Below are 20,899 nucleotides of genomic sequence, written 5' to 3' on the forward strand. Positions count from 1 at the left end.
TCAGGTGTCCCTGGGCGCGGTGCTGTGCCACGGCACGAAGGCGTTGGTCAGCCCGGAGAGGGCCGTACGCAACTCGGGGTGGTGGCGCAGCAGGACGGTGACCATGCTGTTGTCGTCGATCCAGGCCATGCCGGCCTTGGAGTAGACCTCCGGGGTGTAGTGGGTGGTGAAGAAACGGTCGCTGTTCAGCCGGCGCGAGGCCATGAGGATGAAGATGCGGAACGCCGTGTCGCTGAAGGCGAATCCGGCCGGCAGTTTCTCCGCGTACAGACCGACCATCAGGTCGACCTTCTCGATGTCGCCGCCGTAGAGCCGCTCGATCTGCTCGGCCCACGCCGGATCGTGCGCCAGCTCGGTGAAGCTCTCAGCGGGCTTGAGCCGCAGCAGCCGCCGGAACTCGTTGTAGCGGGGAACCCCCAGTTCCCGCGAGCGCAGGATGTCGGTGGCGGCGAGGTCCTGCAGAAGCCCGTCCGGCCGCTCGAACTCCTGCAGGAACTTCGGGAAGTTGTGCAGGGTGACCAGTCCGGGGTGCAGGGTGCCGAAGCTGTAGAGCAGGTCGGCCATCTGCGTGGTCTCCAGGAACTTCAGCGCTCCCGGGCCGGAGATGTCCCGCAGGGTGCAGTGGCGCAGGGTCGTGTCGTCGGCCACGGCACGCAGATGCCATTCGTCGCGGATCAGCGGGTGCATGCGGTACACGGCCACGAACTCCTCGGTGAGCGCGTACGGGACGCCGTAGTGATCCGTCTCGCCGCCGGGGATGCCGCTGATGACCTCGCTGTCGCTGATGCGCCCGAACAGGTTGTGGAGGCGCTCGCCCGCGACGCCCCACCAGTTGGCGCGCAGTGCCTTGACGGTGGTGGGGTGGCTGATCACGGCCGGTGTCCACTCCACGGTGTGGATCTTCGCGAGGAGCGCGGAGTTGACGAGCCGAGCGCGCTGGAACAGCTCCTCGTCGCTCCATGACGGGTAGGCGCCGTGCAGGTGGTCGCAGATCGCGTTGTGCTCCCGGGTGAACAGGTCCTGCATCATGGCGAGGCCCAACCAGAGACCGGGAACGCGTGTGGGGTCCTGCGAGGGGTCGGCCGGGACGGGGGCCTGCTCGTCGTCCCACAGGTGCAGCCTGCCCTGCTCTCCGGTGCGCAGCTGCTGCTGTTCGGTCGCGTTCTTGCCGTAGATCTGGGACGCGTCCCACCAGTGGGAGGACACATTGACGCGGGTGTCGGGCGTGCCGGCAGGTGCCTTCGGGTCGCGCGTGGGGTCGTCCGGTACCCGCATGATCTTCATGGGGTGTTCCGGCCAGGGGTCGTCGTCCACCAGGGGAACCTCCCAGGGCCGGTCCGTGGGGCTCGTGCCGTGACTGAACCAGTCGCGGATCATGAACTGGAGCCAGGCGGCGACCAGGGAGTTGACGGTTTCGGCCGGGACGAGTCCGTCGCGGGTGAGCAGGGTGCGGCTGACCTCACGCGGACTGGGCGCGGACAGGACGTTCTCGGGCGCGGCCGGGGCAATGGCCTCCAGCGGGATGTTCCGGCCGAAGCGGGTGCCGGCCATGCCCATGCGCGGCTCGCCGAGGTCGTTGTGGCTGCCGTCGGCGGTCCGGTTGACCTGGTGGCTCGCGGACGGGGGCGCGGGCTCGGGCCGGTTGACCGCGGGCAGCCCGCTGGTGTCGTACAGGTTCTTCTGCCGGAGACTGACACGCAGCCCGAAGAGCGTCAGCAGGCCTGCCGGAACGGGCAGTTTGTCCCAGCCGATGCGGTGATCGATGTACTGAGCGGCACGGGTGATGATCCGCCAGGGGAGCGAGTTGCGGTATCCGGCCGGGAAGCGCCCTGGGGCGCGTCGGTGCGTGCTCATCGCGGTACTCCTTGGGTGGCTCCTGGTCGTTTCGTTCGGGGATGGCGTGGTCGGGTGGGTCAGGCGTGGGTGGCGTCCGCGAGAATCACGTCGCTTGCCTTCTCGCTGATCATGTAGATGGGGGTGGCGACGAAGAAGCCCGGGATGCGGGGGAAGACCGAGGCGTCGACGATCCGCAGACGGTCCACCCCAAGGACTCGGAACGCGCTGTCGACCACCGCTGCGGGATCACCGGCGCGTCCCATCCGGCAGGTGCACGACGCATGGTGGCCCCAGGCCTCGTCCTGGACGAAACGGCGGAGGGCGTTGCGGTCGTCGACCTCTTCGCCCGGCCACAGCTCCCTGAGGACGACGGCGTCGGCCCTGCGGTTCATCCCGCGTACGAACTCCACGGCGTCGACCATCGCTTCGAGGTCCAGGCCCTCCTTGTCCGTGCCCTCGGTGAAGTAGTGGAAGTCGACCAGTGGGGTGTCGCGCGGATCCGCCGAGCGCAGCCGGACCCGGCCTCCCGTGTTGTGGGTACGGCTCTTGAGAATGGCCCAGGTGAAACGGTCCTTGTGGTGGGTCAGTTCGAGGGAGTAGCCAGGGCGGTACCCCCGGAAGTCGAAGGGGCCGCCGAAGATGAACAGGTCGGGGGCGTCCAGGTCGGGGCGGGACTTGCGGGTGATGCCCAGGACGGCGCCGTTCGTGGTGTAAAGGCCCTTGCCCTCCTGCCACGCCCGGTAGCAGCGGTCCGGTTCGGTCCCCGGCTTCGGAGCGTGGAAGTCGCACTCCTTGATGAGCGGGAACTCGCGGTGCATCTGGCTGACCACGCCGACTTCGTACCGGTCCTGGAGATGTGCGCCCACCCCGTGCAGTCCGACCCGCACCGGGATGTCATGGCGCCCCAGTTCCTCGGGTGGTCCGATGCCCGAAAGCATCAGCAGTTGGGGCGTGTTGAAGGCACCTGCGGCCAGGATCACCTCACGGGAGGCGAGGACCCGGCGCAGCACCGCCGCTCCGGAGTCCGGCCGAGTACCGGGATCGGCCCGGTAGGCGTGCGCCTCGTCCAGGTAGTCGACGCCGGTCGCCGCGTTTGCCTCGTCCAGTACGATCCGGGCGGCCAGCGCGTGGGTACGGACCACCAGGTGGTCCGGATGACCGCGCTGTACGGCCTGGACGCGTTCGCGTACGGCGCTGCGGCGGCCGTCGGCCGTGGAGATGGGGATCTGCCACAGCCCTTGCAGCGCCTCGGTCTGCACCCGCCAGTCGTTGGGGTCGACGAGCGAGCCGAACCCTTCGAGGGGGGACAGCGGCCGGTCGAGGAAGCCGGCGAGCGTGTTCTCCGCGGCGGAGAGAATGACCTTCAGCAACTCCCTGTCCTGCACCGCGAGTTGGGGATCGGCCAGGGCGGTGGGCAGCCAGCCGTCGAAGCCGTGCCGGGCGTCGTTGCGGTACCGGGCCGCCACGACGGGCAGGTTCCGGACCACCGCGGCCAGGAGCGGGTTGCGCGGCGGACGCTTGGGTTTCGGCAGGTAGGTGCAGCGCTCCAGCCGCTCGAAGTACTGGCGCATGGCGGTGCTGTGCCAGGTGGCGTCGCCGGTCTCCACCGCGATGGCGTCCCAGTCGCGGCTGTACGGATAGACGGTGATCAGAGCATGGTGTGCGGTGCACCCGCCGATCGTCCCGGCGCGCGGATAGAGCACGCCCTTGCCCGGTACGAACTTGCCGTCGCGCCGTTGCTGCTGCTCGTCTGCATAGTGCCGTACGAAGTAGTTCCAGCACTGCGCGGGGTCCTCGGAGGCGTCGGCGTGGAACGCGGGCACCAGGTAGCTGTCGTTGTCCTCGGCCCCGCCTGCGTCCAGCAGCAGGGTGCGCATGCCCGCGGCGGCGAGGTTGGCCGCGAGCGGACCACCACCCGCGCCGGCGCCGACGACGACGTAGTCGAAGCCCGTCTCGGTGGGGGGAGCGGCCTCGGACGCGGCCGTCATGTCGGCTTGTCCGTCGCGCAGTTGGCGAGCGAGGCAGTCGCGCTGATGGACAGGGCGGTGTTGACGGCCGAGATGAGGGTGGTCAGTACCGCGGTGCGTGGCGGGGCATGCCCCTGCAAGCCGACCGTGGCCGCCGTCGCGGTGTCACTGCCGTGGATCAGGATGGCCGCGCGCAGATCGTCCCGCAGCCGTTCGCCGCTGTGGGTCAGCAGATCGAGGCCCAGCAGGACCGTGCGGATACCGAAGAGGCGAAAGGCGTAGACCGCTGCCGGGCTCGGTGGATCGCGGTCGGGGTCGAACCGTCGGATGAGCAACTCCGGTGCCAGGAGACCGGCGGCTCCGTTGAGAAGTCTGATTCCGGCGAGGACGTATACCGAGACAGGGCGACTGGAGGCCGTGGCCATGATGTCTCCTGGGAGTGTGCTGGTTCTCGTGATGACGGGACGGTCCGCCGAACCCCACGGAAAGGCCGAACCCCATGGAAGGGGGGAGGAACACCCTGGACGCACTGCTGGTCACCACGCTAGGGGACCGACTGCTCAACGGCATCTCGAGGAGGTGTGTCTGAACCGGATCGCTGTCCTTGCGTGAGCCTGCGGGGTCGCTCACCGGCATCCGCAGGCGCGATGAAGGGTTGAATTCGCAATGGTCGAACCGGCAACCGGCTCGGTGGGGCCGGCTCAGGCGAGGGCTGAGCGTGCGGTGGCGTGGAACTGCACGTACTCGATGGTCGCGCCTCCGGGGTGGCGCACGGTCAGGTTCCGGCCCGTGGGCACCTCGTGGGGACCGTCGATGATTTCTCCGCCGTGCTGCTCGGTCATGCGCAGGATCCGGTCGATGGACTCGACGATCGCGGTGGCGTGCGTGCCCCGGTAGGGAGCGAGGGCTTCCGCTGAACCCGCCAGCAGCAGATAGCCGCCGATGCTCGCGAGTTCCAGGTCGCGGTAGGTGAAGCGCAGCCGTGGCTGCTCTCCGGTGAGTTCGACGAAGGTCGGCAAGGCCACGTCCAGGTTGTCGACGTAGACGCGGGCAAGGGTGGCGAGCACCGTCACGGTCATCTCCTAGATCATTTCGATTTTCCCGAAACGAGGAAGTGATCTGCATACTACGGGTGTCACGCGGACGAAGACGAGGAGGGCCGGTGGGACAGCCCGACCATGGAGATGCGGACCTGGCTGTGGTGCTCCATGCGCTGGGCGATCCGGTGCGGTTGGCACTGGTCCGCCGGATGGCCGACGACGGCGAGAGTGCGTGCAGCCCGGCCGGCATGGACGTGCCCAGGTCGACGCTGTCCAATCACTGGCGGATCCTGCGCGAAGCGGGAATCACCCAGACCCGGCGGGTCGGCAAGGCCCGTCTGATGACTCTGCGTCGCGCCGATCTCGATGCCCGCTTCCCAGGACTCCTCGCTGCCGTGTTGGCCGAAGGCAGGCAGTGAGCACCACGGCTGCCGCCCCGGTCAGGAGGATTGGCCCTGCCGGGGTGGCGAGCGACGCGTACCCGCCGCCTCGGCCACTGCCGCGGTCACGACCGCGCCGAGGGTGTCGAAGACGGCGTCGTAGGTGCGCCGTCCAGGTCGGCCCGGGCGCCCCGGCCGAAACCGGGCTGGTGCGACATGGCGATCACACACTCACCGGCACGCCGGTCATCGACGAGTTGGCCGAGCTCCACCCCGTGGCCGTTCTTCCGAAAGGCGAGCGTCCGGGCGACTGACCTGCCCGGACGTCGCTACGGCTGGGCCCGCTTCATCCACAGACCTGGCCGTGCCTGGTGATCCTCGCACTCAGGCCTGGGTCGCCGGCCGCTTCGGCAGAAGGAAGACGACGATGCCCGCGATGACGGCGAAGACCAACACCCCGAAGGACGCGACCGCAAAGGCGTGTCCGGCGGCGGCAACCCTGCCGACCGCCGCGGGACGGAACGAGCTGAAGAAGAGCGCTCCGACAGCGGCGACGCCCAGCGCTCCGCCCACTTGCTGGGTCGTGGACAAGACCCCTGACGCGACACCGGCCGACTCCGGCTTGACGCGGCTCAGCACCGTGTTGAGCGCCGGCGTGATGACCAGTCCGCCACCGACGCTCTGCAGAATGAGGGTGGGGATCACGAGCAGCGGAGTGATCCGCGGGCCGGAGACCAGCAGGAGGCCGGTCGCCAGGTAACCGATCGCCAGTATGATCGCCCCAACCTCGAGGACACGTCGTCCGTATGTCGGGATGATCCGGCTCGCCACCATGCTGAACACGAAGAATGCCGTTGCTGCCGGCGCCTGGACCAGGCCCGCGCCGAGCGCCGACATGCCGAGGCCTTGCTGCATCGTCACCGACAAGGCCAGGTAATACGAGTAGATCAGCGCGTACAGGGCGAGGACGAGAACGATCCCGAGCGAGAACGAGCGCTGGCTGAACAGCGTCAACGGCACCAGCGGATCCCCGCCCCGCCGCTCCACGCCCCGCTCGATGGCGACGAACAGGCCGAACGCGACCGCGCTGCCCGCGAAGCAGGCCCAGACCCACCAGGGCCAGCCTGCCTCCTGCCCCTGGATCAACGGGAGCACCAGGAGGAAGAGGGCCGCGCTGAGCACCAGGACGCCGGGCATGTCCAGTCTGCGGGTGGCGGCTCGGTCCGTCTCCGGCACGTATCGCACAGCGAGCAGGAACAGCGCGATTCCGATCGGCACGTTCACCCAGAACACCATGCGCCAGCCGGAGTCGAACAGGTTGGCGCCGATCAGCAGCCCGCCGACGACCTGTCCGCCGATGGTGGCCATACCCATGACAATTCCGACCACGCCGTAGACGCTGTGCCGCCTCGCCGCCGGTACCAGCACCGTGACGAACGCGAACACCTGGGGAACCATCAGGGCGGCTCCCAGACCCTGGATGACCCGCGCGGCGATTAGGCAGCCCGCGTTCGGTGACAGCGCGCAAGCGACCGATGACAGGGTGAACAGGGCCACCCCGAGAAGGAAAATCCGCTTGCGGCCGTACAGGTCGGCCAGGCGGGTAGCGGTAATGATGAAGACCGCGTAACTCAGCTGATAACCCGCCAGGACCCACTGGACATCGCTCTCGGAGGCGTGCAGGTCCGCCACGATCGAGGGGTCGGCGACGACGACGATGAACGAGTCGAGGACCGCCATGAAGAGGGCGGCCATGACTATCGACATCGTCGTCCACGGAATGGCGTCAGCCTCTGCGGCCACTACCGGCCGGCTGGCTGTTCGCTGACTACTTGCCACGGTAAGAGACCTCTTTGTTCGTCGGGGTCCGGCAATGCGTGAACCCGGGATGTCCGGCCGGCCCGTTTCCCGGGCGGCGGTCAGGTGCGGGGGAAGAACTACGCCGGTGTGGTGCGCCCCAGAGAGCCAGCCAGCTTCCTGACCACCTCGGCCGCCATAACGGCCTGACCCGAGGTCGAGAAGTGGATGCGATCGTCACTGAGGAGGTTGTCGCGGTCGTTGACCGGGTGATCCCACATGTCCACCACGATGGCGTCGTATTCGGAAGCCAGTCCGCGCACTATCTCGTTGATCGCGGCTATCCGCTCCGGCCAGTCGGGGAAGACCGGCACGACATACGCTCTGCCGAGCGTGAAAGTGGTGAGCAAGGCGCCGGTGCCCTTCGCCAGGTCGTACATCTGCCGAAGCGTTCGCTCTATCTCGCCGAAGTCCGGCCTGCGCCGCACGATGTCGTTGGCCCCGCATGGCACGTGGAGCAGGTCCGGGGAGAACTCGGCCATGCGGGCGGCCTGGTTCTCGACCGTCCGGGCGGTTGTTGCCCCGGTCTCGGAGACGTTGAGGTATTCCAGGTCCGGCCGGACAGACCGCAGGACACCGGCAACCCGGTCTGACCAGCCCTGGTCCTGGTAGCCCGGGGTGGGATCGCCGGTTCCCGCCGACAGGCTGTCTCCGATGACGGCGTACCTGCCCCACGGAGCCCCGGCCAGCAATGCCACGGCATCCGCCTGGTCCAGGCAGAACGGGTCGGTCGCTTCGGTGAATACGGGTTGCTCCATAACGAAGAGCGTACAGTCGACCGTATTCTTTCTCAACCTTACGATGGTGCCCACAGGTTCTGGGCGGTGTCCGAGGGGTCGTGCGAGTGAGGTGTGCCCCCGTCAGGGCAGGCGGAGCCGTGCCCCCAGCGCCCTGGCCCACACCGAGGGCCTCGCGCCATGAGATAGAGCTCCGGTGCGGGTTGGGGGGAACGCACCTCGTCAGCGGCGAACGAGTGGGAAGCAGTCGGTGAGACCGGCCGACCACAGTGCCGCGCCCAGCAGTTCCCGGGGGCTGTTGCCGGCTACGGCGACGGGCACGGCCGCCCGGCAGGCGCGCACCAGAGCTGCCGCCCCGGGAGGGCTGTGGCACCTCGGGACAGCTCCTTGCGGACCCCTTCGAGGAGTTCGCCGGCGAGTTCAGGGTGATCACGAGCGGTCACCCTAGGCCGGAGACCGAACAACTTCCATTGTCCTGCCCGGAATCGGGCAGGACTGGCGGGATTTCGGCTTGGTCTCGGCGGCTCGGACGTCTAGCGGAATCGTTGCCACCAGACCGGCTCAGCCATGGAACTGGTTCGCCGGGACCGGGAGCCCGTAGTGCTCGCGCAGGGTGGTGCCCTCGTACTCCTCGCGGAAGAGCCCCTTGCCTCGGAGGATCGGCAGCACCTGCTCGACGAAGGTCGCAAGACCCGACGGCAGAGCGGGCGCCATGATGTTGAACCCGTCCGCGGCACCGCCCTCGAACCAGGCGGTGATCGTGTCCGCGACCTGCTCGGGCGTGCCGATGAACTCGAAGTGGCCGCGCCCGCCGCCGAGTCGGGAGATGACCTGCCGCACCGTCAGTTTCTCGCGCACTGCGAGGTCGGTGATGAGGTCGGCACGGCTCTGTGAACCTTCCAGCTTCGGCCGCGCCAGGACGAAGTCCGGTAGGAACCCGTCCAGTTCGAAGACCGACGGATCGGTTTCGAAGACCGCGGCCAGCTGGCGCAGCCCGTACTCCGGGAGGCGCAGGTCGTCGAACTGCCGGGCCAGCGCACGGGCTTCGGCCTCCGTCGACCCGATGTACGGGACGATACCCGGCAGGACGATCACACCGTCCGGGTCGCGCCCCGTGGACCTGGTGCGTGCCTTGATGTCGGCGTAGAAGGCGGCCGCGCGCTCGTACGTCGTGTGGGCGGTGAAGATCGCCTCGGCGTGGCGGGCCGCGAAGTCCTTGCCGTCCTCGGAGGAGCCGGCCTGGACGAGCAGGGGGTGGCCCTGCGGCGGGCGCTCGACGTTGAGCGGACCGGCCACCTTGAAGAACCTGCCCTGGTGGCCGAGCCGGTGCAGACGCGCGGGGTCGGCGTAGCGTCCCGTGGTCCTGTCCGCGACGACGGCCTCGGACTCCCAACTGTCCCACAGTGCCTTGGCCACCTTCAGGAACTCGTCGGCCCGGGCGTAGCGTTCGGCATGGCCGGGGCGGTCGTCCAGGCCGAAGTTGGCAGCTTCGTCGGCCCCAGCCGAGGTGACGATGTTCCAGCCCGCGCGGCCCCCGCTGACGTGGTCGACGGACGCGAGCCGGCGAGCGAGGTTGTACGGCTCGTTGTAGGTGGACGACACGGTCGCGATGAGGCCGATCCTGCTGGTCGCCTGGGACAGTGCGGTCAGCAGGGTCAGCGGTTCGAGCTGGCCGGGCGGCCGGAACTCGCCGGTGCCGATGAGGGCCGGGCCGTCCGCGAGGAACAGCGAGTCGAACTTGGCGCTCTCGGCCAGCTGCGCCAGCTCGATCCAGTGCCGCAGGTCGAAGTCCGCCCGGGAGTTGCTGTGCGGGAGCCGCCACGCCGCCTCGTGGTGGCCCGCTTCCATGAGGAAGGCGTTGAGGTGGAGTTGCCGCCGTCCCGCGCTCATGAGGTGACCTTCAGCTTGGAGCTGTCGTAGCCGGCCGGGAGGAGGTTGTCGGTGATCGACCTGACGTCGACCTTCTTGGTGATCTGCCCCGCGTCCAGGAAGGCGTCGGCGAGCTTCTGTTCCAGCTCGGTGTCCGACTGGTCCACCGGAGTCACCCGGTTCGAGTAGGCGGCCAGGGAGGCCTTGGCGTCCGCCAACGGGATGCCCTGCTCCTGCGAGAGTGCCTGCGCGTATCGGTCGGGGTGCCGGACCGCCCAGGCGAACTCTCGCGAGAGCCTCTTCAGGACGTCCGTGAGGGCCGCACGCCTGGTCTTGTCCTTCAGCGACTTGTCGGTGGCGACGTAGTAGCTGCTCGTCTGGTCGATCGGCGGGAGACCCTTCACCAGGATCCGCGCGCCGTTCTTGACCGCGATCGCCGACTGCGGGTTCCAGATCGCCCAGGCGTCCACCTTGCCGGTGTTGAACGCCGTCGCGGCGGCCGCCGGGTCGAGGAAGACCAGCTTCGCGTCCTTGGGGGTGAGACCGACGCTGTGCAGCGCGTTCAGGGCCAGACCGTGGGCCGAACTGCCCTGTGGAACAGCGATCCTCCTGCCCTTGAGGTCGGCGGCCGTCCTCAGCGTCGAGCCCTTCGGCACGATGATGTTCTCCACCGCCTGCCCGGGGGTGAGCGAGCGGTTGACGGCGACGACCTTGAAGCCGTACTCCTTCGCGGCACCCGTGATCGGCGGTACGTCGCCGACGCTTCCCAGGTCGATGTCGCCCGACGCGGCGGCCTGCACGAGCGGCGGGCCGTAGGTGAAGCGGGCGAACTTCACCTGGTAGGGCGCGTTGTCGAACACGCCGGTCAGCTTCGCCAGAGCCTGGCTGCCGTCCCCGCCGTTGTCGCCGATGGTGAAGGTGTACTTGCTCCACTCGGGGTGCTCGGCGGTGCTCGCCTCACCGGCGTTGGCCAGCGGTGCGGCGGTGTCCGACGACGATCCGCAGGCGACGAGGGTGCCCGCCAGGGCGAGCAGGCCGACGGCGCCGATGAGTCCGGTGGTTCTGTTACGCATGGGGTGTTGTTCCTTCTGTGCCGGGTGAGGGTGTTCGGGCAGGTCAGTGCTGGCCGGCGAGGCCGAGGTCCGCCAGGAGCCGGGCGCGGAGTTCCTCACGCGCGACGCTCGCTTCGCGGTCCGCGGCGGAGAGGTGGACCTCGTGCGAGGTTCCGATGCGGCCGTTGCTCATGACGACGATGCGGTCCGCCAGGGCGATCGCCTCGTCGACGTCGTGGGTGACGAGCAGCATGGCGGCGTGGTGCCGGGTCCGCAGCGCCCGTACGAGGTCGTGCATGCGCAGCCGGGTGATCGCGTCGAGGGCCGCGAACGGCTCGTCGAGCAACACGAGTTCGGGCTCCGAGACCAGTGCCCGCGCGAGTGACACCCGCTGGGCCTCACCGCCGGAGAGTTCCTTGGGCCATGCCTTCTCGCGGCCCGCGAGTCCGACCTCGGCGAGCACGTCGCGGGCCCGCTGTTCCGCGTCGGCCCCGTACAGGCCGAGCGTGACGTTGCGCAGTACCCGCTGCCACGGCAGCAGCCGGGCGGCCTGGAACACGATCGCTCGCTTCACCGGGACCTCCACCCGCCCTCCGTCGGGCCGGTCCAGTCCGGCGAGCAGACGCAGAAGGGTGCTCTTGCCGCAGCCCGAGGGGCCGAGCAGGATCACCAACTCCTCGTCGCCGATGGTGAGGTCGAGGTGGTCGAGCACCACCCGGTCGCCGAAGCGACGGACCACCTGCTCGACGGCGACCCCGGTCCGCCGACCGGCCCGCGTCGCCACTGCGCTGCTCATGACGCCTCATAACCGGGACGCCACCGCAGCAGCACCCGCTCGAGAATCCGGACGAACTGATCGGCGAGCAGGCCGAGGAGCGAGTAGATCACCAGTCCCACGAAGACCTGGTTGGTCTGCAGATAGGTCTGCCCCTGAGTGATGAGGAAGCCAAGTCCCTTGTCGGCGTTGACCGTTTCGGCGGCGACGAGACCCAGCACGCTGTACGCGAGGGAGAACCGGAGCCCGACCAGGAAACCCGGCAGGGCTCCCGGTACCAGCACCCGCGTCACCAGGCGCCAGGTACCGGCGCCCGTCGTGCGCGCCATCTCGATCAGACGCTGGTCGACGCCCCGGATGGCGGCGAACAGGTTGAGGTACATCGGGACGCCGGCGCCGAACGAGACCAGCACGACCTTGGTGAGCTCGTCGATGCCGAACCACACGATCATCAGCGGCAGCACCGCCAGCAGCGGGATCGTGTTGAGGACCTGCACGAGTCCGTTGAACAGGTACTCGCCGCTGCGCAGCAGACCGCCGAGCACTCCGGTGGCGATGCCCACGGTCAGACCGATCAGGAGACCGATCCCGGCCCGTTGCAGTGAGATGGCCAGGTCCGGGCCCAGTACACCCTGTTGCCACAGATCGGCGGCGGACTTCACGATGGAGGTCGGCGCCGGGGCGTAGGCCTTCGCCAGCACACCGGCCCTGGCGAGCACCTCCCAGGCGACCAGGATCACGACCGGGGTCGTATAGATCCCGAGCGGCCAGCGGAGGCGGTCGCGGAGCGTGCTGAACGGTGTCCGGAGGCGGGCATCGCGTGGCAGGAAGACCTCACGTTCCCGCACGCCCGCCGGCTCGGTGTCGGCGGCGTCGGCGGTCTTGGCGACGGCCGGTGCCGTGAGGCGGATCTCGGTCATGCGACCGCCTCCAGGACCCCGGTGTAGTGCGATGCCTCGCCGGCGAGTTGCCGGCTGCGGCGGCCGTCGACGCCCACCGGCACCTCTCCGGCGACCGTCACCCGGTTCAGGCGCCGCGGGTGGTCGTCGTAGTTGTCCACCCCGTAGTGCTGGGTGATCCGGTTGTCGAAGATCAGCAGCTGGCCGGGCTTCCAGGACCAGCGCAGGATGTTCTCCGGGCGCGTCACGTACGACTGCAGGATGCGCAGCAGATCGGTCGAGTCGCTGCTCGACAGGCCGACGATCCGCTGGGCGAACCCGCCGATGAACAGGCCGCGTTCACCCGTCAGCGGATGCACGCGCACGACCGGGTGCTCGGCCTCGTAGGGCGTCGAGACGAAGGCCCGGTCGTACTCCTGCCGTTGTGCCGTCGTGGCCGAAGGGCGGGCGTAGTCGTACTGGTTGGTGTGCACGGCGCGCAGCGAGTCCGCGAGGACACGCAGCGCTTGGGGCAGGTCGCGGTAGGCCGCGGCGGCGTTCGCGATGAGCGTCTCGCCGCCGTACGGCGGGATCACGAGCGACCGGAGCGTGGTGAGCTGCGGCGGGTTGACCACGAAGGTGACGTCCGTGTGCCACTCGTCGGCCTTGGATGTCTCGCTGTCGACGGCGAGAACGTTCGTCGTGCCGTCGGCGGCCGGCACGTTCGGGTGGGCGGTGGTGAGTTCGCCGAACCACGCGGCCACGCGCTCCTGGCCCGCGTTGTCGAGGTTCACCTGGTCGAAGACGACGGCCTTGTGTTCGTTGAGGGCGTGGCGGAGCGTCGTGACCGTCGAGGGGTCGGGCGGCGCCGCGAGGTCGACGCCCTCGACGACCGCGCCGGTGCGGCCGGTCAGCTTGCGGATGGACGGGGGCATGCGGAGGTCCTTCTCGAGGAGGCGGGCGCACCACAGGGTGCTGGGGGGCGAAGAGTTGAGAGTGAAGGGGCGACTCGCGCGGCCGGCCCACCACGGATGCGGTGGTCGTTCGGGTCGACGTACGAGAGGGACGGAACGACTGCGCTCAGCACGCCTGATGCGGGTCAGGCCACCGGTAGGCAGGTACGGCTCCGGCCGGTCCGCTGACACGTCGCGTCATGGAGACGTGGAGAAGAGCCGCTCGAAGGTGTCGTTCAGGAGATGGCTACGACGGCCCCACAGCGCGGCGCCGCATGACGACATGCCGCTTCAACGACAACAGAACGCGCTGGAGACGTGCGCCAGATCGATGTGGCGCCGCCGAGTGAGGTCCACGCGCGGGTTCATGGGACCGGAGTTCAGCAGAGGTCCGTCCGCCGGTCAAGGACTTCCCCGACGGGTCTTGCATTGCGGACACGATGGCCGGAGCGTCCCGGAGCCCCTCTCCCCCGGTTCCGGGCGTACCCTTCACAGAGCCGCCATGCCCCCGTAACGCTGGTCCATTGACCGGGTCTGCGGTGCTTGTCAGCATCGGGGCATGACGGCGGCGAGATGTGCCCACAGCCGGTAGCCCGCTACGGGGACCGGCACGCCGCCGTGTGGCCGGCCGGGCAGAGGATCACCGATGCCGCCAGCGCTCATCGCGACGCCAGGTCGGCGTCCGGCCCCCGACGACCACATCTCCATCGGCCGCGCCGGGTGTGTGGTGTCGGAGCAGGAGCGTCCCGAGGCGGCCCGCGCCTGGGGGCGCCCGCTGATCGCCGACGCTGCCGCGCGGGCCCGGGAGTCCGCGACGGCGTGGCGGCGGTGCGTCTCTGTGGGACTCCCTGCGCGAGCACCTCGGGCTGCGCGAGCCCCTCGCCCACCGGTCCGCCCCCGGCCGCGGCGCGGGCGCCGCGCGCTCGGTCTCCGGCGGGTGTGCGGAGGTCGTCTCTCGTCATGTGCGCGGTTGCTCGGAGAGCGTCTTGGTGAAGTGGGTGACGGGACGCTCCACGCGCTCGCCGTCGACGGTGATGTCGACCGCCTCGTTGTAGAAGGCGAGCAGCCCCTTGATCGGTCCGACCGCGGGCAGCGGGTCCGGGTAGCTCCAGACGAGGTTGGGCGGCACCTCGGCCGCGCCGCGCCACGACCAGTACTCGGCGGTGCCCTTGTAGGGGCAGCCGGTGTGGTGGCCGGTGGGTTCGAGCAGGTCGAGACGGACGTCCTCGCGTGGAACGTAGTAACGCGTGGGCAGGCCGGTCTCGAAGAGCAGGACCGGGCGGTGGGTGTCGGCGACGACCGTGCCCTCGACCGAGACCTGGACACGACGGCTGCTGGGAATGGCGTCCACCCTCTTGTGCGGGTCGCGGGGATGGATGAAGATCTCTTCCTCCTCCTCGTACCAGTGGTCCAGGCCCCGGCCGACCCGCCGGAACCACTCGAAGGCGATGTGGCCGGCCAGGTCGGCGGACGGGAACGTCCAGGCGGCGTTCTCCAGCAGCTCACCGTCGATGTCGAGGTCGTAGAAGATCCGCGAGCCGGTGTGCCGGTCCGCCGGCGGGTTCTTCGCGGGGCGCAGCAGCTCCTCGCGCACCTCCGCGCGGGGGAAGGCGTACAGCGGAACGGGGACGCCCGGCTCCCAGACCAGAACCGGGTGCCGACTGTCGACGACCGTGACCTCGCCCTTGCGGCCGCGCACCCAGCGTTCACTGGGCTCCCACAGAAGGCCCTCGGGGGTGCTCCGCACGGCTTGCAGCGTGGGTGGTGTGGTCATGAGCGGCTCTCCTTCGGCTTGCTCACGCGGAGACTTCGGCGACGTGGGGGCGCTTCTCCCACCATGCCGCAAGCTGCTGGGGGCGGCCGAACACTCTCAGGGACTCCTCCGGGTTGTTCCTTCCGGAGAGGTCGATGAGAGTTGCGTCGCGTCACCTGATGCCGTGGATGGCTTGGGGGTCTGTGGCCGGCAGGGGCTCGGGTTTCACGGCGGCGGGGGGCGGGGTCACGTAGACCGGGGAGGGGTCGGGTTCGGGTGCGCAGGTCTTGGCGATGACGCCTTTGCCGGTGGGCAGGCGGCCGTCTCGCAGGTAGGCGGTGAAGGTGTCGTCCAGGCAGGCGTTGCCGTGGAAGAGGATCTCGTGGAAGCTGCCGCCGTTCTGGACGACGAGTTGTGATCCGCGCAGTGCCTTGTGCATGGCGAGGGCACCCGGGTAGGGAGTGGCGGCGTCCTCGGTGGCCTGGAAGAGCAGGACGGGCGGCAGGCCCTTGCCGGTGATCTTCAGTCGGCCGGCCGGGTTGCCCTGGTAGGGCCAGAACATGCAGGCGGCGTTGTACCACATGTTGTTGTAGGTGTAGAACGGCGCGACGGCGTTGACCTTGGCCTGGTCCCTCTTCCAGAACTCCCAGTCGCGCGGCCAGTCGTTCTCGGTGCACTGGACCGCGTTGTACGCCGGGAAGGTGCCGTCGTCGGCACCCGGGGCCGCGTAGCGGTTGTAGGCGGTCCGCAGCGGGCGGGTGTCGTTCTTGGTGAGGTAGGCCGACAGCGCGGTTGCCATCTGCGGCCAGCGCAGGAAGTTGTAGCCGCCGCCGTAGAAGGTGTCTTCGAACTCTGCGGGGCCTATCTTGCCGGGGGCCGGGGCGGCGGGCACCGGGGTGGTCCGCAACGCGGCCTCGACCTGGTGGTACTTCTGCTCCACGGTGGCGGCGTCAGTGCCCAGGTGGTAGACCGAGTCGGCCTTGGCGGTCCACGCCGCGAAGGCGTCGAATCGGCGCTGGTGCTCCTTGTCCTGCAGGATGTTGTGGTCGTACCAGCTGATGGTCGGGCCGACGATGCTGTCCAGCACCATCCGGCGCACGTGCGAGGGGAAGAGCTGGCCGTACGTCGAGCCGAGCGAGGTGCCCCACGAGCCGCCATAGAAGTTGATCTTCTGGGCGCCGAGCGCCCGCCGGATGCCGTCCATGTCGCGCGCGTTGTCGACGGTGGTCATGTGCGGCAGGAACCGGCTCCAGTTCGCGGCGCAGTCGGCGGCGTACCCGGCGGACTTCTCCAGCCATGCCCGCGACGTGCCCTGGCTGACCTGGTAGTCCGGGCGCTCGGCGTCGAAGAAGTGTGCGTCGCAGGTGACGTGGGGTTCGCTGGCGTTGGTGCCGCGCGGGTCGAAGCCGATCCAGTCGTAGGTCGATGCGACGTCCTGGGGGATCTTCGCGGAGATGTAGGCGGGCATCCACAGGCCGGAGTCGCCGGGACCGCCGGGGTTCAGAAGGATGGGACCCTGCCGTTTGCTCTTGGGTGCTGTGGCCGGGAGCCGGTTCACCTTGATCTTGATCTTGGTGCCGTTCGGGTGCGCGTAGTCCAGCGGCACTTCGAGCATGGCGCACTGCAGCACGGGAGTGGTCGCGTCGTTGCAGGAGCGCCAGGCGAGGTTCCCTTGACCGGTGCCCCCTGGCGCGGCCCCTGGCGTGGCCAATGAGGCGGAAGCAGGCGTCATACCCGCACAGACTCCACCGAGGGCGGCGACGACCGATAACAGCGCTCTCACTCTTGTCATGGAGGCATCATGTGGCATGTGCAATATCACATACCATCCTCGGGTATGGGCTTTGCGCAACTGTGACTCACCAGGCACGTGGGGCGATCCGGCCGTGCGGCCCGTTCGCCGGGGGCGGCGGAGGTTTCGCCCCGATGCCGGCCGTATGAGAATGGACAAGTCCGGTAACGGCCGCCCCACGGGGTCGGTGATCGGGAGTCCGTATGACGTCCACCGGTGGCAGCTCGGGTGCCCTGCCTTTCGGCGCTGCGGGCGCCGAAGGGGCGGCGGAGTGGGACGATGCGCTGGTCGACGGGGTGCTGCGGGCGGTCGAGGTGACCGGGGCGCATGCCGGCAGCGTGTTCCTGGCCTCGGACGACGGCAGGACACTGGTGCTTGCTGCGGCGGCGGGGATGCCGCCCTCGTTGCTCGGTGGTTGGCGGCGCATTCCGGTCAGCAGCGCCATTCCGGTGGCCGAGGCGTACCGCGTGGGACGGATGGTGCATCTGGCCGATGCAGAGGCGACCATGCGGCGCTTTCCCCAGCTCGCCGTGGCCGTGCCCTATCCGTTCGGCTCGGCCTCCGTGCCGGTGGCGGCCGACCGGGAGATCCTGGGGGCGCTTGCCGTGGTGTGGGCGGCCCGGCCCGACGGGCAGGGACTGTCCAAGGCTCAGCGGCGGCATCTGCGCACCACCGCCGCCCGTCTCGGCACCTCGGTGGCGCGGCTGCGCGTCCGCGGCGCCGACCCCGCGCGCGAGGTGGTAAAGGCACCGGTGGAGGTGGCGGTTCCGGCCGCCCCGGCAGTGCGGGTGGGCCTGTTCGACTGGGACGTGGCCAGGGGAACCCTGGAGGCGGACGCCGTGACGTGCGCCGTCTTCGGGCTGACCCCACAGGAGTACGACGGCCGGGCGGTCACGCTGGCGGCCCGGGTGCATCCGGCCGACCGTGCCGCGTTCCGGGCCGCCGCCCGCGCCGCGGTGAAGGAGGGCCGCGTGCTGGCCCGCTGCGTACGCGTTCCGGAGCCCGGGGGCGGGCTGCGTACCGTCGAATTGTGGGGCCGGCTGGCCGGCACCGCCGACGAACCGGCAGCGTCACGGACGCACCTGGTGGGCGGAGTCCTGGACCTGGGCACCGGGATGGCCGCCGTCGCGGCGCTGGAGCAGCTCGGAGACGGGTTCTTCGCGCTCGACCGGGACGGGCGGATCTCCTACGCCAACCACCGCCTGGTGCGGTTGGTCCACGTGCGCCGTGGCGATCTGGTGGGCCGGCACCCCTACGAAGTGATGCCGTTCCTGGCCGACCCGGGCTTCGAGGACCGCTTCCGCGCGGCCCGGATCGCCCAGCAGCCCGTTTCCTTCCTCGCCCGCGGCCCGGAAGGATGGCTGGAGTTCTGCCTTCGTCCCGATGCCCGGGGCATGACCGGATGGGTGACCCCGGCCGCGCACCCCGCCCCCGCCGACCCGGAGTCCGGGGCCGAAGCCGCCGACGCGGCGGTGCCCGCCCCGAACCGCGACCCCCCCGTGCCGACACGGCCCGGCGCGCTGTACCGCGTCCTGGAGTTGAGCAGCGCGCTGACCGAGGCGGTCACGGCACGCGACGTCTGCCGCGTGGTCGCGGACCAACTGCTGCCCGCCTTCGGCGGACACCGTATGGCCATCTATGCGATACGTGAGCGGCGCCTGCGTCTGCTGCTGCAGCGCGGCTACCACGACGGGTTCCTGGACCGGTTCGAGGGCACGACGCTGCAGCGGGCGTGGAGCCCGGTGAGCGGAGCCCTGGCCGGCGGCGTCCCGCTGTTCCTGGCGACACCCCAAGAGCTTTCGAGGGCCTACCCGGGGCTGGAGACCGCCTCCCGTTCCCTGGTGTTCCTGCCGCTGATCGCCTCCAACCGGCCGGCGGGAGTCTGCGTGCTCGGCTTCGACGAGCCGCATCCCTTCCCCGCCGAGGAACGCAGCCTGCTGACCGCGCTCAGCGGACTGATCGCCCAGGCACTGGAACGGGCCCGGCTCTACGACCACGAGAACGCCCTTGCCCGGGGACTGCAGAACGCACTGCTCCCCCATCGACTGCCGACCGTGTCCGGCGTACGGATCGCCGGCCGCTACCTGCCCGCCACCGCGTGGATGGACATCGGCGGCGACTGGTACGACGCGATCCCCACCGCCCACGGCATCGTCCTCGTCGTCGGCGACGTCGAGGGCCACAACCCCGCCGCCGCGGCCACCATGGGCCAGCTGCGCAGCGCCGCCCGAGCCTTCGCGGCCGCGGGCCAACAGCCCGCCGAGGTGATGACCAGCCTGAACCGGCTGCTCCTCGACCTCGACCCGGACCAGCTCGCCAGCTGCTGCTACGTCCGGTTCGACGCCGATGCCGCCGTCGCCGATCTGGTCCGTGCCGGCCACTGTCCGCCCCTGCTGCACCGGCACGGTGGCGCCACCGAGATCCTTGAGGTGCCCGGCGGTCCGCTCCTGGGCATCGACCCCACGACCGAGTACCCGCAGTCCCAGGTGCCCCTGTCACCCGGATGCATCCTCGCCCTCTACACCGACGGCCTGGTCGAGTCCCGCGATGCCGACATCAGCGTCGGCATCGACCGCCTGCGCACCCAACTGGGCCACGCCGCCGCCCAGTCCCTGGACGACCTGGCCGACACCGTCCTGGGCAACGCGACCCGTGCCGCAAACCGGACGGACGACATCGCTCTGCTCCTGACCCAGTACACCCCTGCTTAGCTTGCCGCGTTCTCGGTGGCGGCGATCGTCTGGCGCAGGAGGCGGCGCGCGGTCTCCAGATCGGCGGAACGCTGGTCAAGGACGTTCAACTGGCCGCGGAGGCTGGCGAGGACGCCGGGACAGGGGCGCACCGTCACCTCGTCGAAGGTGCAGGGCAGGACCTGGCGGATGATGCGGGTGGGCAAGCCGGCGGCCAGCAGAGCGCGTATGCGCCGCACCGTCCCCACCGTCTGGTCGTCGTACTCGCGATAGCCGTTGGCGCGGCGCTCTGAGCTGATCAGCTCCATCCGCTCGTAGTAGCGCAGCAGGCGCTCACTGACTCCGGTACGACGCGACAGCTCCCCGATCAGCACCGACCGGCTCCCCTCGGCTTGACCTTCCCATGGTGTCAGGGAGCAACAGTGCACTGGTCGGCCGCATTCCGGGCCGATCGCCAAGGAGGGAGCGAGTCATTGATCATCGATGCGCACAGCCACGTCCACGACCCCGTCGAGGCACATGTCGGGCTGCTGGACGAAGCCGGGGTGGACCGCGCCGTGCTGTTCGCAACCCGCCCACACCCGGAACGGGCCGGTGACCTCACCTCGCTGCGCCGGGAGATGGCGATCCTCGACCAGGCCGTCGGGGGTCGCGCCGGCGGCGTTGAGGGGTATCGCAGAGCGTGGAGGGAGCTGGACGCCGCGCTCGCCGCACAGCCGCAGCGGTTCATCGGCTTCCTGTCCGTGCCGCTGGACCTGGAGCCGGAGCAGACTGCCGCGACCGTGGAACGCGAGGTCGTCGGGCGTGGGCTGCGCGGAATCGGCGAGCTGACACCGCCGCCGGGCCGGGCGGAGGTGATCGAACCAGTACTCCAGGCGGCGGCGGACCACGGTGGGCTGCCCGTGGTCGTGCACGGATTCGCTCCGACCACGGCGGACGATCTGACGAAGATGTCGGCGCTCGCCGGCCGGTATCCGACAGTTCCGCTGGTGGTCAGCCAGCTCGGAGGGCTGAACTGGATGCAGGCTGTCGAGCTGGTGAGGGACACCCCGAGCATGTACCTGGAACTGTCCACGGCCAGCATCGTCTTCGCGGTCCGGCTGGCCATCAAGGAGATTCCGGACCGGACCCTGTTCGGATCGGACGCGCCGTACGGCGACCCGGTCCTCGCCCGGACGATGGTGGAGCGGGTCACCAGCCCGGGAGAGGTACGCGACCGGGTGCTCGGCGGGACGATCGCCGAGTTGGCCGGGCTCGGCTGATGCAGGCCCAAGCCCCCGGTCCCGACGGTTCGGGCGCTTCACACGGCGAGCCCCGCGG

The 20,899-nt window shown here is 69.7% G+C and carries 17 protein-coding genes; 3 read left to right on the forward strand and 14 right to left on the reverse strand.

Features of this window, described 5'->3' with window-relative positions:
* The 4 genes from ACZ7GZ_RS08785 to ACZ7GZ_RS08800 all read right to left on the reverse strand — a co-directional run bounded on the left by ACZ7GZ_RS08785 (nt 1) and on the right by ACZ7GZ_RS08800 (nt 4,882).
* A complete protein-coding gene (locus tag ACZ7GZ_RS08785) occupies nt 1–1,854 on the reverse strand; it encodes a peroxidase family protein (protein ID WP_471022181.1) in 1,854 nt (617 codons plus the stop codon).
* 59 nt (nt 1,855–1,913) lie between these two features.
* Entirely contained in the window at nt 1,914–3,824 is a 1,911-nt protein-coding gene (locus tag ACZ7GZ_RS08790; protein WP_471022183.1) for a GMC family oxidoreductase, read from the reverse strand.
* Complete coding sequence (locus tag ACZ7GZ_RS08795) at nt 3,821–4,228, reverse strand: hypothetical protein (RefSeq protein WP_471022184.1); 408 nt, start codon at nt 4,226–4,228, stop codon at nt 3,821–3,823. The genes ACZ7GZ_RS08790 and ACZ7GZ_RS08795 overlap by 4 nt, the downstream gene beginning before the upstream one ends.
* A 276-nt stretch (nt 4,229–4,504) precedes the next feature.
* Complete coding sequence (locus ACZ7GZ_RS08800; protein ID WP_471022186.1) at nt 4,505–4,882, reverse strand: VOC family protein; 378 nt, start codon at nt 4,880–4,882, stop codon at nt 4,505–4,507.
* Nucleotides 4,883–4,965: 83 nt separating this feature from the next.
* Here ACZ7GZ_RS08800 and ACZ7GZ_RS08805 point away from each other — a divergent pair, with 83 nt between their 5' ends.
* Nucleotides 4,966–5,262, forward strand: coding sequence for an ArsR/SmtB family transcription factor (locus ACZ7GZ_RS08805; protein ID WP_471022187.1), 297 nt, complete (start codon nt 4,966–4,968; stop codon nt 5,260–5,262).
* Between the two features lie 345 nt (nt 5,263–5,607).
* On the opposite strand, the gene ACZ7GZ_RS08810 is transcribed toward ACZ7GZ_RS08805, so the two are convergent.
* From ACZ7GZ_RS08810 to ACZ7GZ_RS08850, 9 genes are all read right to left on the reverse strand, one after another.
* Complete coding sequence (locus ACZ7GZ_RS08810) at nt 5,608–6,978, reverse strand: MFS transporter (RefSeq protein ID WP_471022189.1); 1,371 nt, start codon at nt 6,976–6,978, stop codon at nt 5,608–5,610.
* Between the two features lie 182 nt (nt 6,979–7,160).
* A complete protein-coding gene (locus tag ACZ7GZ_RS08815; RefSeq protein ID WP_471022190.1) occupies nt 7,161–7,892 on the reverse strand; it encodes an SGNH/GDSL hydrolase family protein in 732 nt (243 codons plus the stop codon).
* Nucleotides 7,893–8,378: 486 nt separating this feature from the next.
* A complete protein-coding gene (locus tag ACZ7GZ_RS08820) occupies nt 8,379–9,707 on the reverse strand; it encodes an LLM class flavin-dependent oxidoreductase (protein WP_471022192.1) in 1,329 nt (442 codons plus the stop codon).
* Nucleotides 9,704–10,759, reverse strand: a complete 1,056-nt coding sequence (locus ACZ7GZ_RS08825) for an aliphatic sulfonate ABC transporter substrate-binding protein (RefSeq protein WP_471022195.1) — start codon at nt 10,757–10,759, stop codon at nt 9,704–9,706. The genes ACZ7GZ_RS08820 and ACZ7GZ_RS08825 overlap by 4 nt, the downstream gene beginning before the upstream one ends.
* A 43-nt stretch (nt 10,760–10,802) precedes the next feature.
* Nucleotides 10,803–11,534, reverse strand: a complete 732-nt coding sequence (locus ACZ7GZ_RS08830; RefSeq protein ID WP_471022197.1) for an ABC transporter ATP-binding protein — start codon at nt 11,532–11,534, stop codon at nt 10,803–10,805.
* On the reverse strand, nt 11,531–12,433 hold the full coding sequence (locus tag ACZ7GZ_RS08835; protein WP_471022198.1) for an ABC transporter permease: 903 nt from the start codon (nt 12,431–12,433) through the stop codon (nt 11,531–11,533). The genes ACZ7GZ_RS08830 and ACZ7GZ_RS08835 overlap by 4 nt, the downstream gene beginning before the upstream one ends.
* On the reverse strand, nt 12,430–13,326 hold the full coding sequence (locus ACZ7GZ_RS08840) for a TauD/TfdA dioxygenase family protein (RefSeq protein ID WP_471022200.1): 897 nt from the start codon (nt 13,324–13,326) through the stop codon (nt 12,430–12,432). The genes ACZ7GZ_RS08835 and ACZ7GZ_RS08840 overlap by 4 nt, the downstream gene beginning before the upstream one ends.
* Before the next feature lie 976 nt (nt 13,327–14,302).
* Nucleotides 14,303–15,118: a DUF427 domain-containing protein gene (locus ACZ7GZ_RS08845; RefSeq protein ID WP_471022203.1), complete on the reverse strand. Its 816-nt coding sequence runs from the start codon at nt 15,116–15,118 to the stop codon at nt 14,303–14,305.
* Nucleotides 15,119–15,269: 151 nt separating this feature from the next.
* Nucleotides 15,270–16,889, reverse strand: a complete 1,620-nt coding sequence (locus tag ACZ7GZ_RS08850) for an alpha/beta hydrolase (protein ID WP_471022205.1) — start codon at nt 16,887–16,889, stop codon at nt 15,270–15,272.
* A gap of 203 nt (nt 16,890–17,092) precedes the next feature.
* On the opposite strand from ACZ7GZ_RS08850, the gene ACZ7GZ_RS08855 reads away from it, so the two are divergent.
* On the forward strand, nt 17,093–19,600 hold the full coding sequence (locus tag ACZ7GZ_RS08855; RefSeq protein WP_471022206.1) for a SpoIIE family protein phosphatase: 2,508 nt from the start codon (nt 17,093–17,095) through the stop codon (nt 19,598–19,600).
* Here the strand turns inward: ACZ7GZ_RS08855 and ACZ7GZ_RS08860 are convergent.
* Nucleotides 19,597–19,953, reverse strand: coding sequence for a MerR family transcriptional regulator (locus tag ACZ7GZ_RS08860; protein ID WP_471022208.1), 357 nt, complete (start codon nt 19,951–19,953; stop codon nt 19,597–19,599). The two genes, ACZ7GZ_RS08855 and ACZ7GZ_RS08860, sit on opposite strands and share 4 nt — an antisense overlap.
* Before the next feature lie 99 nt (nt 19,954–20,052).
* On the opposite strand from ACZ7GZ_RS08860, the gene ACZ7GZ_RS08865 reads away from it, so the two are divergent.
* Nucleotides 20,053–20,841 (forward strand): amidohydrolase family protein, encoded by a 789-nt coding sequence (locus ACZ7GZ_RS08865; protein ID WP_471022210.1) that lies wholly within the window; start codon nt 20,053–20,055, stop codon nt 20,839–20,841.
* Nucleotides 20,842–20,899 lie beyond the last annotated feature (58 nt).

The organism is Streptomyces sp. NPDC037288, assembly GCF_055603265.1.

Excerpts from the sequence above, each read along its gene's own strand:
- ACZ7GZ_RS08785 (WP_471022181.1), bottom strand. The coding sequence starts at position 1,854 with ATGAGCACGCACCGACGCGCCCCAGGGCGCTTCCCGGCCGGATACCGC.
- ACZ7GZ_RS08790 (WP_471022183.1), bottom strand. The coding sequence starts at position 3,824 with ATGACGGCCGCGTCCGAGGCCGCTCCCCCCACCGAGACGGGCTTCGAC.
- ACZ7GZ_RS08795 (WP_471022184.1), bottom strand. The coding sequence starts at position 4,228 with ATGGCCACGGCCTCCAGTCGCCCTGTCTCGGTATACGTCCTCGCCGGA.
- ACZ7GZ_RS08800 (WP_471022186.1), bottom strand. The coding sequence starts at position 4,882 with ATGACCGTGACGGTGCTCGCCACCCTTGCCCGCGTCTACGTCGACAAC.
- ACZ7GZ_RS08810 (WP_471022189.1), bottom strand. The coding sequence starts at position 6,978 with ATGGCCGCCCTCTTCATGGCGGTCCTCGACTCGTTCATCGTCGTCGTC.
- ACZ7GZ_RS08820 (WP_471022192.1), bottom strand. The coding sequence starts at position 9,707 with ATGAGCGCGGGACGGCGGCAACTCCACCTCAACGCCTTCCTCATGGAA.
- ACZ7GZ_RS08825 (WP_471022195.1), bottom strand. The coding sequence starts at position 10,759 with ATGCGTAACAGAACCACCGGACTCATCGGCGCCGTCGGCCTGCTCGCC.
- ACZ7GZ_RS08830 (WP_471022197.1), bottom strand. The coding sequence starts at position 11,534 with ATGAGCAGCGCAGTGGCGACGCGGGCCGGTCGGCGGACCGGGGTCGCC.
- ACZ7GZ_RS08835 (WP_471022198.1), bottom strand. The coding sequence starts at position 12,433 with ATGACCGAGATCCGCCTCACGGCACCGGCCGTCGCCAAGACCGCCGAC.
- ACZ7GZ_RS08840 (WP_471022200.1), bottom strand. The coding sequence starts at position 13,326 with ATGCCCCCGTCCATCCGCAAGCTGACCGGCCGCACCGGCGCGGTCGTC.
- ACZ7GZ_RS08845 (WP_471022203.1), bottom strand. The coding sequence starts at position 15,118 with ATGACCACACCACCCACGCTGCAAGCCGTGCGGAGCACCCCCGAGGGC.
- ACZ7GZ_RS08850 (WP_471022205.1), bottom strand. The coding sequence starts at position 16,889 with ATGACAAGAGTGAGAGCGCTGTTATCGGTCGTCGCCGCCCTCGGTGGA.
- ACZ7GZ_RS08855 (WP_471022206.1), top strand. The coding sequence starts at position 17,093 with ATGACGTCCACCGGTGGCAGCTCGGGTGCCCTGCCTTTCGGCGCTGCG.